Origin of the sequence: Streptomyces sp. NPDC006450 (genome assembly GCF_040612195.1) — a bacterium.
GTDB lineage: Bacteria > Actinomycetota > Actinomycetes > Streptomycetales > Streptomycetaceae > Streptomyces.
On sequence record NZ_JBEXPT010000079.1, the window covers coordinates 21,573 to 30,470 of the forward strand.

Below are 8,898 nucleotides of genomic sequence, written 5' to 3' on the forward strand. Positions count from 1 at the left end.
GGGACGCGGGATGAGCTACAACCAGCCGGGACCGTACGGGGGCCAGCAGCCGCAGCAGCCGGGGCCCTACGGGCAGCAGCCGCAGCAGCCGGGCCCGTACGGACAGCAGCCCGGGCCCTACGGCCAGCAGCCGGGGTACGGATACCCGCAGCAGGCCCCCCAGGGAGTCCCGCAGCAGGGCTACCCGCAGCAGCAGCCCGGCTACCCGCCCCAGCAGCAGCCCCCGTACGGCGGCTACCCGCAGCAGCCCCCGTACGGCGGCGGGGTGCCCCCGCAGCCGAAGAAGTCGAAGGCCGGCGTGATCATCGCGGTGGTCCTGGCGGTGGCCGTGATCGGCGGCGGCGCGTACTGGTTCCTGGGCTCGAGCGCCGGCAACGGTGACGTCTCCGCCTCCACCAAGGGCTACAAGATCGTCCCGCCGGCGACGGTGAACGACTTCAAGAAGAGCGCCAAGAGCAGCAGCTCGGACAACAAGATGGACGACAAGGAGAAGAAGGAGACCGAGGCGATCGGCATCAAGAACCCGACCAAGGTCGGCCAGGGCTACGAGATCTCCGACCCGGCCAAGCCGCTGGAGTCCAAGTCCCTCAGCTTCTCCGGGTTCTACGGCGAGATCGCGGACCCGGCGAAGACCCTCGACGCCTCGTTCGCGATGATCAGGGCTGCCAGCCTGGAGGAAAAGGACAAGGACGCCGACGTCCAGCTCATCGGCTCCCCCGAGACCTTCAAGCCGGCCGGGTTCAGCGGCGCGCTGATGAAGTGCCAGGAGATGAAGATCGTCTCCAAGAAGCCCTCCACCAACCCGCTGGAGCCCAAGGAAGTCACGTTCCCGATGTGCATCTGGACGGACTACAGCACCATGGGCGTGACCACGAGCATCGACATCGCCAAGATGATGACCGGCGGCAAGGGCTACACCCTCGCCCAGACCGCCGAGCTGAACGCGAAGCTCTACAACACGGCGCGCGTCAAGAACTAGCCGCCCGCACCCACCACATGAGGAAGGGCGCCCCCGCTCCGGGGGCGCCCTTCCTCATGTCCGCGTGTCCTGCCGAATGCTTACGCCGACTTCTCGTGCGGGCCCTGGTCCTTCGGGACGATCCGCGGGACAAGCGTCGGGTTGACGTTGGAGCGGACCACGTCCGAGGTGATGACCACGCGGGCCACGTCCTTGCGGGACGGGACCTCGTACATCACCGACATCAGGACCTCTTCCATGATGGCGCGCAGGCCTCGCGCGCCGGTCTGGCGCAGGATCGCCTGGTCGGCGATGGCTTCGAGGGCCTCGCGCTCGAAGTCCAGCTCCACGCCGTCGAGTTCGAACAGCCGCTGGTACTGCTTCACCAGGGCGTTGCGCGGCTCGATGAGGATCTGGAGTAGGGCCTCGCGGTCCAGGTTGTGGACCGAGGTGATGACGGGCAGACGTCCGATGAACTCGGGGATCATCCCGAACTTCACCAGGTCCTCCGGCATGACCTCCTGGAACTGGTTGCTCGCCTCGATCTCGCGCTTCGAGCGGATGGTCGCCCCGAAGCCGATGCCCTTGGCGCCGGCGCGGGACTCGATGATCCGCTCCAGGCCGGAGAAGGCGCCGCCCACGATGAACAGCACGTTCGTCGTGTCGATCTGGATGAATTCCTGGTGCGGGTGCTTGCGGCCGCCCTGCGGCGGAACGGAAGCGGTGGTGCCTTCCAGGATCTTCAGGAGGGCCTGCTGCACGCCCTCGCCGCTCACGTCGCGCGTGATCGACGGGTTCTCGCTCTTACGGGCGACCTTGTCGATCTCGTCGATGTAGATGATCCCGGTTTCGGCCTTCTTGACGTCGTAGTCGGCCGCCTGGATCAGCTTGAGTAGGATGTTCTCGACGTCCTCGCCGACGTACCCGGCCTCCGTGAGCGCCGTCGCGTCCGCGATGGCGAACGGGACGTTGAGCATGCGGGCGAGCGTCTGGGCCAGCAGCGTCTTGCCCGAGCCCGTGGGGCCGAGCAGGAGGATGTTGGACTTCGCGAGCTCGATCGCGTCGTCCCGGCCCGTCCCGCCGCCGTTCTCGCCGGCCTGGACGCGCTTGTAGTGGTTGTACACCGCGACGGAGAGCGCCTTCTTCGCCGGCTCCTGGCCGACGACGTAGCTCTCCAGGAACTCGTAGATCTCACGGGGCTTGGGAAGTTCTTCCCAGCGGACCTCGGAGGTCTCCGCGAGTTCCTCTTCGATGATCTCGTTGCAGAGGTCGATGCACTCGTCGCAGATGTACACACCGGGTCCCGCGATGAGCTTCTTCACCTGCTTCTGGCTCTTTCCGCAGAACGAGCACTTGAGCAGGTCGCCGCCGTCACCGATGCGTGCCACGAGGTGCTTCCCCTTCGCCTGGGAGACGCCTGGTTCAGCGCTCCTGGTGCCTCATATCCGACGGTACCTTGCCGGGGGCCCCGTGCGGGGCCCCCTTGACGTGGTTCACATCGCCCAATCCGGCGAGGTGCCCGCGCCAACTGGCGGCAAGGATCAGTTCGAAGTCTTACGGGTCGCGACGACCTGGTCGATCAGGCCGTACGCCAGCGCGTCCTGAGCCGTGAGGATCTTGTCGCGCTCGATGTCGTCGCGGATCTTCTCGATCGGCGTCGAGGAGTGCGTGGCCAGCATGGTCTCCAGCTGGTCGCGCATGCGCAGGATCTCGTTGGCCGCGATCTCCAGGTCGGAGAGCTGCTCGCGTCCGGTGCCGCCCGAGGGCTGGTGGATCAGCACGCGGGCGTTCGGCAGCGCCATGCGCTTGCCGGGCGCACCGGCGGCGAGCAGGACGGCGGCGGCGGAGGCCGCCTGGCCCATGCAGACCGTCGAGATGTCCGGCTTCACGAACTGCATCGTGTCGTAGATCGCCGTCAGCGCGGTGAAGGAGCCGCCGGGGCTGTTGATGTACAGGTAGATGTCGCGGTCCGGGTCCATCGACTCCAGGCACAGCAGCTGCGCCATGACGTCGTTGGCGGAGGCGTCGTCGATCTGCACGCCGAGGAAGATGATGCGCTCCTCGAAGAGCTTCGCGTACGGGTCGTACTCGCGCACGCCCTGCGAGGTGCGCTCCACGAAGCGCGGCACGACGTAGCGGTTGTCCACCGGCGCGCCGGTGTAGAGGCCGCTCGCGGGAGAAAGGTTGTTCATGTGCATCTGGGTGTTCACCATCCTGGTGGCGTTCTGCGGGCTGAGGCTTGCCTGGTGCGGGCGGGCGTACGAGCCCCCGTGCGGGATCCCGTACGCCGGGCCGGGGCCGGGAATCAGGCCCCGGTGCCGCCGCCGCCCGGGACCAGCGACGCGGCGGAGATGATCTCGTCGATGAGGCCGTAGTCCTTGGCCTCCTGCGCCGTGTACCAGCGGTCGCGGTCGCCGTCGCGGATGATCGTCTCCACGGTCTGGCCGGAGTGGTGCGCGGTGATCTCAGCCATGCGCTGCTTCGTACGCAGCAGGTACTGGGCCTGGATCTTGATGTCCGATGCGGTGCCACCGATACCGGCGGAGCCCTGGTGCATCAGGATGTCGGTGTTCGGAAGCGCGAAGCGCTTGCCCGGGGTACCGCCGGTGAGCAGGAACTGGCCCATGGAGGCCGCCATGCCCATACCGATGGTGACGACGTCGTTCGGGATGTACTGCATGGTGTCGTAGACCGCCATGCCGGCCGTCACGGAGCCACCGGGGCTGTTGATGTACAGGTAGATGTCCTTCTCCGGCTCGGCGGCCAGGAGGAGGAGCTGCGCGGTGATCTTGTTGGCGATGTCGTCGTCGACCTGCTGGCCGAGGAAGATGATGCGCTCGCCGAGCAGCCGGTTGTAGACATGGTCGCCGAGGCCGCCACCGATGGACGGCTCACCCGCGGCGTAAGGCTTCAGATTCGTCACGTATCCACCTGCTCGTCTCCGACGGCCATGTGCCGTCTCAGCGTCTCGTTCTGGGGCGCGGACCTGCCGTGCGGACGATGTCCACCGGCGTCGGGTACTCCCGTGCCCTCGTATTCATGGACCCTAACGCGCAGCTAGGACAACGCCATCCCGCTTCCCGAACTGTTCGCTCGGAGCGCAAGGTCACAGGCCCCTCGCGGAGGGTCTTCGACGGGGACGCCGAAGGGCCCGGACGCGATGGCGTACGGGCCCTCCGGGCCGTGCTCAGGTACTGCTCAGCGGGGGGTGACCCCCGGTGTTACTTGGCTTCGTCGGCCGCGATCTCGCCGTCGGCCTCGACCGCGTTCTCGACGGTCTCGGCAGCCTGCTCGAGCTCGTCCTCGTCGTCGGAGAGGTCGACAACCTCACCGTTGGTGTCGGTGACCTTGGCGGCCTCGACGACGGCCGCGAGGGCCTTGCCGCGGGCGACCTCGCCGACGAGCATCGGAACCTGGCCACCCTCGACGACCGCCTGGGCGAACTGGTCGGGGGACATGCCGGAGGAGGCGGCGCGACGCATGAGGTGCTCGGTGAGCTCCTCCTGGTTCACGTTCAGCTTCTCCTTGTTGACCAGCTCGTCGAGGACGAACTGGGTCTTGATGCCCTTGATCGCCTGCTCGGCGGTCTCGGCGTCGAACTCCTCGACCGTCTTGCCCTGGATCTCCAGGTACTTCTCGATGGTGAGACCCATCTGGCCGAGCTGGTGGTGCTCGAGGTTGTGCTTGCGGGTCTGGACCTCGTCCGCGAGGAGCTTCTCGGGGATCGGGACCTCGACGAGCTCCAGCAGCTTCTCCAGGACGCGCTCCTGGGCCTGCGTGGCCTGGTCGTACTGCTTCATGTTCTCGAGGCGCTTGCGGCTGTCGGCCTTCAGCTCGTCGAGGGTGTCGAACTCGCTCGCCATGCCGGCGAACTCGTCGTCCAACTCCGGCAGCTCACGGGCGGAGACCTTGGTGACCTTGACGGTGACCTCGGCGTCCTTGCCCTCGGCGGAGCCGCCCCTCAGCTGAGAGGTGAAGGTGGCCTCGCCACCGGCCTCCAGGCCCTTGACGGCCTCGTCGATGCCTTCGAGAAGCTCGCCCGAGCCGATGGTGTAGGAGACGTCCTGGGCGACACCGTCCTCCAGCACCTCGCCGTCGACCTTGGCCTCGAGGTCGATGGTGACGACGTCGCCGTCCTCGGCCGCGCGCTCGACGTCCTTGGTGGACGCGAAACGGCCGCGCAGCTGCTCGACCGACTTCTCGACGTCCTCGTCCGAGACCTCGACGGCGTCCACGGTGACCTCGATGCCGGAGTAGTCCGGGATCTCGATCGCGGGACGGATGTCGACCTCGGCGGTGAAGGCCAGCAGCTCGCCGTCCTTCAGCTCCGTGATGTCGACGTCGGGCTGGCCCAGCGGGTTCAGGTCGGCCTCGTTGACGGCCTCGGTGTAGAACTTCGGGAGGGCGTCGTTGACGGCCTCCTCCAGCACCGCACCGCGGCCGAAGCGCTGGTCGATGACGCGGGCCGGGATCTTGCCCTTGCGGAAGCCCTTCACCGTGACCTGCTGGTTGATCTTCTTGTAGGCCGCGTCGAGGCTGTCCTTGAGCTCCTCGAAGGGCACCTCAACAGTGAGCCGAACCCGAGTCGGGTTCAGGGTCTCCACGGCGCTCTTCACGGTTCGGTCTCCTTGTGGCTGACTGCTGGGGGTCTCTGCTTGTCGCCGCGGTCTAGCGGTTCTCAGCGGATCGGGCCCGGTACATCAGACACACGGGCACGCAGCTTGCATAGTAGCCGCAAGCGGCAATCAGCCCACAACGCGATCATCGACGCGGTCCCGAAGAGGGGATCGCGCGGTCCTCCTGCTGGTCGGGGTGGCCGGATTCGAACCGACGACCTTCCGCTCCCAAAGCGGACGCGCTACCAAGCTGCGCCACACCCCGTCGGTGCGACACGTAGGGTACATGCCCGAAGACCCTCCGCCGTGCGGAGTTTCGGCGAAAGGGGCACCTGGAGCCCGCCGCGATGCGGGCGCGGCCGCACGCGGGCGCGAAATGCAGTGTGCGATCGGCCGCCGGAACCCGCTAGGATGCTGTTCGTGCCGCGGTCCCCGGACCTGCGTCGCACGTACTGCGGGTGTAGCTCAATGGTAGAGCACTAGTCTTCCAAACTAGCTACGCGGGTTCGATTCCCGTCACCCGCTCAGAGACGCAAAGGGCCAGGTCAGAGGAGATTTCCTCGACCTGGCCCTTCGTCGTTCCCGGGGGCTGCGATCCGGCCCCCGCGCCCCCTGCGCGCCCCTGGGGCGGTGGATCTTCCTTCGCGCCCTTCGCCGGCTTCCGCCCCTCCCCCGCGAGCAGGCTCAGCCGTCGGCGATCAGCCGGTCCCGATCGGCACCGGGGTACGGACGGATGAGCACGGCGCGAGCGGCGCTGTGGCCGTCCGCGTCATCAACTGCCCTCACGCCGATATCTGTTGACGCGGCCAGCACATGGCCCGTCGACCGGCGGTCATGGAAGCGCAGCCCCTTGATCCCGCGTGCCGACACGCCTCGCGCCACAGCCGGTTGGGTGAATCCGGCGCCTCACGGTGGGGGTGGCAGGCCATGCGCGCCTGGGTGGGTTCGATGCGCGCCATCCGTGCAGAAACCGAAAGGGCCAGGTCAGAGACATCTTCTGACCTGGCCTTACGTCGTTCCCGGGGTCTCGCACCGATCGAGAACTCCTCGGAGAGACCCCGGCGGGGTCAGAGTTTGATGCCCGCGATGGTGTCCGCGAGGGAGTTCAGGAAGCGGTTCACGTCCGGGGCGATGGAGCTGGACGCGAGGAAGAAGCCGAAGAGGACCGCGACGATCGCGGGGCCGGCCTTGAGGTGGCCTCCGCGGACGAGCACCACGAGGATGATCGCCAACAGAACCACTACTGATAGCGAAATGGCCACTTCTGATCACACCTTCGGTCGTCCTCTGGTCGGCCCGGGGCACTGCCGTGCGCACCCCCACATGGTCCATCCTCCCACCAACCCGCCCCGGCTATCCGTCTCGTGACGAAGAGACGGTGGTGGTTTTGCGTCAGGGGGTGGTGAGGCCGAGGAGAGTGCGGACATAGGCGTACTTCACGGACAGCCGGTCGCGGGTGGGGGCGTCGAGGACCGCGAGGCGGGCGGGGTCCGCGTTGTGGGCCAGGTCGGCTTCCTTGACCAGGAGGGCGCCCGGGGTGGCGAGGATGCGGGCCGCGTAGGCCTCGACGGGTTCACCGGGGCGTTTGGTGACGGCCAGGACCATGTCCTTGACGGACTGCGGGAGTCCGGCCGATTCCAGCCAGGCAGGAGTGAGGGCTTCGTCCTCGATCGCGTCGTGGAGCCAGGCCGCCGCCTGCTGTTCGGCGGTGCCTCCGCGGGCGCGGACGCCCTCGGCGACGGCGGCGAGGTGTTCCGCGTACGGCCGGCCGGCCTTGTCGGTCTGGCCCTCGTGCGCGGTGCGGGCGAGTGCCTCGACCTCGATGAGGGTGAGCGGGCCGCTGGTCATCCGAGCTCCTTCGCCGCCGTGTGGAGGGCCTGCGCGATCCGGCGTACGTCTGCTTGTGTGGTGCGCCAGTTGGAGAACGCCGCGCGCAGGGCGGGGGTTCCCGCGTAGGTCGTCGGGGTGACGAACACCTCGGGTCCGGCCGCTTCGCGCAGGGCCGTCAGGCGGGTTGTGGTGGGTGCCCCCGCGAGGGTGAAGCAGACGACGTTCAGGCGGACGGGAGCGAGGACGGTGAAGTACGGGTCCCGGGTGAGGGATTCGCCGAGCGAGCGGGCGCAGGCGATGTCCCGTTCCACGATCTCGCGGTGGCCCTCGCGACCGTAGGCGCGCAGCGTGAACCAGGCGGCGAGGGCGCGCAGCCGGTGGGAGTTCTCCGGGGTGAGGTGCACCAGGTCGGGGTTCTCGCCGAGGGGGCCGAGGTAGGCGGCGGCGTTCTGGAAGACGCGGGCCTGCAGGTCGCGGCGGCGGGTGAACTGGACGGCGCTGTCATAGGGGACGTTGAGCCACTTGTGCAGGTCGACGCAGACCGAGTCGGAGGCGTCGAGGCCCTCGGTGAGGTGGGCGTGCTCCGGGGAGAGCGCGGCGAACGCGCCGAAGGCGGCGTCCGTGTGCAGCCAGAAGTCGTGGCGTTCGCGGAGTGCGGCGATGGCGCGGAGGTCGTCGAAGTCCACGGTGTTGACGGTGCCGGCGTTGGCGACGACCACGGCGGGGCGGCCGGGCGTGTCGGCGAGGGCGCGGTCCAGGGCGGCCGGGTCGACGGCCTCGCGGCCGGGCAGGGTCGGTACGGGGACCAGGGCGGCGCGGCCGAGTCCGAGGACGGAGAGGGCCTTGGCGATGGAGGAGTGCGGGGCGCCCGAGAGGACGCGGACCGGGCCGAGCGCGGCCGCGCCGTCCTCGGACGGGGAGACGCCGAGGCGTTCGCCGAGCCATTCGCGGGCGATGGCCAGGCCGGTGGTGTTGGACATGGTGGCGCCGCTGACGAAGGTGCCGGTGTGGGCGGCGGAGAGGTGGAACAGGTCGCGGAGCCAGGTGACGGTTTCGCGTTCGAGGTCCTGGCCGCCTCCGTCCAGGGCGGAGTTGGAGTTCTGGTCGTGGGCGGCGGTGAGCCAGTCGCCCGCGAGGGCGGCGGGAGTGGCGCCGCCGGTGACGAAGCCGAGGTAGCGGGGACCGGCGGAGGCCGACAGCCGCGGCGCCCAGCGCTCCGCGAAGGCCGCGAGGGCGGCTTCGGTGCCGGCGCCGTGCTCGGGGAGCGGCGGGGTGGGCTCCGCCGGGTGCGGCGGGGTGGGCTCCGCCGGGTGCGGCGGCGGCACTGGTACGACGGGACGCGCGTCCAGTGCTGCGAGGGTCGCGGCGGCGGCGTCGCGGACGGCGTCGAGGAGCTCGGGGAGGCGGGCCAGGTCGGCGGCGAGGGTGCGGTCCATGGGGGCACGGTAGGCGTCGCCGGGCCGGGTCGGGCGGGCCAATCGGGGGTGAGTGGCT

General features: G+C 68.9%; 8 protein-coding genes and 2 tRNA genes. 2 read left to right on the forward strand and 8 right to left on the reverse strand.

Annotated elements, in window-relative coordinates:
- The first annotated feature begins 10 nt into the window (after window positions 1-10).
- Window positions 11-979, forward strand: a complete 969-nt coding sequence (locus ABZY57_RS22150) for a hypothetical protein (protein WP_356514465.1) — start codon at window positions 11-13, stop codon at window positions 977-979.
- Between the two features lie 80 nt (window positions 980-1,059).
- Here ABZY57_RS22150 and clpX read toward each other — a convergent pair whose 3' ends face one another.
- The 5 genes from clpX to ABZY57_RS22175 all read right to left on the reverse strand — a co-directional run bounded on the left by clpX (window position 1,060) and on the right by ABZY57_RS22175 (window position 5,839).
- Window positions 1,060-2,346, reverse strand: a complete 1,287-nt coding sequence (gene clpX / locus ABZY57_RS22155; protein WP_250739478.1) for an ATP-dependent Clp protease ATP-binding subunit ClpX — start codon at window positions 2,344-2,346, stop codon at window positions 1,060-1,062.
- Between the two features lie 153 nt (window positions 2,347-2,499).
- Window positions 2,500-3,171 carry an ATP-dependent Clp protease proteolytic subunit gene (locus ABZY57_RS22160; RefSeq protein WP_302169399.1) on the reverse strand — a complete coding sequence of 224 codons (672 nt, stop codon included), beginning with the start codon at window positions 3,169-3,171 and terminating at the stop codon, window positions 2,500-2,502.
- 92 nt (window positions 3,172-3,263) lie between these two features.
- Window positions 3,264-3,881, reverse strand: a complete 618-nt coding sequence (locus ABZY57_RS22165; protein ID WP_254383059.1) for an ATP-dependent Clp protease proteolytic subunit — start codon at window positions 3,879-3,881, stop codon at window positions 3,264-3,266.
- A 298-nt stretch (window positions 3,882-4,179) separates the two neighbouring features.
- Entirely contained in the window at window positions 4,180-5,574 is a 1,395-nt protein-coding gene (gene tig / locus ABZY57_RS22170; protein WP_356514468.1) for a trigger factor, read from the reverse strand.
- Between the two features lie 188 nt (window positions 5,575-5,762).
- Window positions 5,763-5,839: transfer RNA gene (locus ABZY57_RS22175), tRNA-Pro, on the reverse strand.
- 189 nt (window positions 5,840-6,028) lie between these two features.
- On the opposite strand from ABZY57_RS22175, the gene ABZY57_RS22180 reads away from it, so the two are divergent.
- A tRNA-Gly gene (locus ABZY57_RS22180) sits at window positions 6,029-6,099 on the forward strand.
- Between the two features lie 542 nt (window positions 6,100-6,641).
- On the opposite strand, the gene ABZY57_RS22185 is transcribed toward ABZY57_RS22180, so the two are convergent.
- The 3 genes from ABZY57_RS22185 to ABZY57_RS22195 all read right to left on the reverse strand — a co-directional run bounded on the left by ABZY57_RS22185 (window position 6,642) and on the right by ABZY57_RS22195 (window position 8,840).
- On the reverse strand, window positions 6,642-6,836 hold the full coding sequence (locus ABZY57_RS22185; protein ID WP_250739483.1) for a hypothetical protein: 195 nt from the start codon (window positions 6,834-6,836) through the stop codon (window positions 6,642-6,644).
- A 130-nt stretch (window positions 6,837-6,966) separates the two neighbouring features.
- Window positions 6,967-7,422 carry an HD domain-containing protein gene (locus ABZY57_RS22190; RefSeq protein ID WP_356514471.1) on the reverse strand — a complete coding sequence of 152 codons (456 nt, stop codon included), beginning with the start codon at window positions 7,420-7,422 and terminating at the stop codon, window positions 6,967-6,969.
- Entirely contained in the window at window positions 7,419-8,840 is a 1,422-nt protein-coding gene (locus tag ABZY57_RS22195) for a pyridoxal-dependent decarboxylase (protein WP_356514473.1), read from the reverse strand. Before ABZY57_RS22195 ends, ABZY57_RS22190 begins: the two co-directional genes overlap by 4 nt.
- Between the last annotated feature and the right edge of the window lie 58 nt (window positions 8,841-8,898).